The sequence below is a fragment of the Sodalis-like endosymbiont of Proechinophthirus fluctus genome (genome assembly GCF_001602625.1).
In the GTDB taxonomy this organism is placed as follows: Bacteria; Pseudomonadota; Gammaproteobacteria; order Enterobacterales; family Enterobacteriaceae.
The window spans coordinates 25,137-25,493 of record NZ_LECR01000077.1; the positions used below are offsets into that span (position 1 = coordinate 25,137).

Consider the following 357-nt stretch of genomic DNA (forward strand, 5'->3'; position numbering starts at 1 on the left):
AGATCACCATGCAATCCGCAATGCTCGACTTGCCATGCACGTCGAGGGTAATAATGTCTCGGCCTTTCAAATCGTCTATCTTGTCAACAACAAAATTTTTGAGCATGGTATCTAACAAAGGTTTTCCCTCCGGTATACTTCGCGCGTGCCATGCAGGAATCTGGTAGCGCGATAGTCTATGGGATGTTTGCCAGGCGCCGGTTGACCGCGGAATGAACTTGGATTAACAGCGCTAGCCTGGCCAGCGAAGATAAGGCACATAGCATAGCGCGCACACTAACGGTATAAACCTTGTTCGTCAATATAACCTTGCACCGCGAGGGGGAGTAGGCCATCGCAGGCGTAGCCTCCCCGGTA

At 51.3% G+C, this 357-nt stretch carries 1 protein-coding gene and 1 pseudogene; both read right to left on the reverse strand.

Annotated elements, in window-relative coordinates:
• Nucleotides 1-106: pseudogene (locus BG74_RS17840) on the reverse strand (RsfS/YbeB/iojap family protein); the annotation flags it as partial.
• Between the two features lie 70 nt (nt 107-176).
• Nucleotides 177-357, reverse strand: a 181-nt coding sequence (locus tag BG74_RS14975) for a hypothetical protein (protein ID WP_204376354.1), incomplete at its 5' end; no start/stop codon positions are given.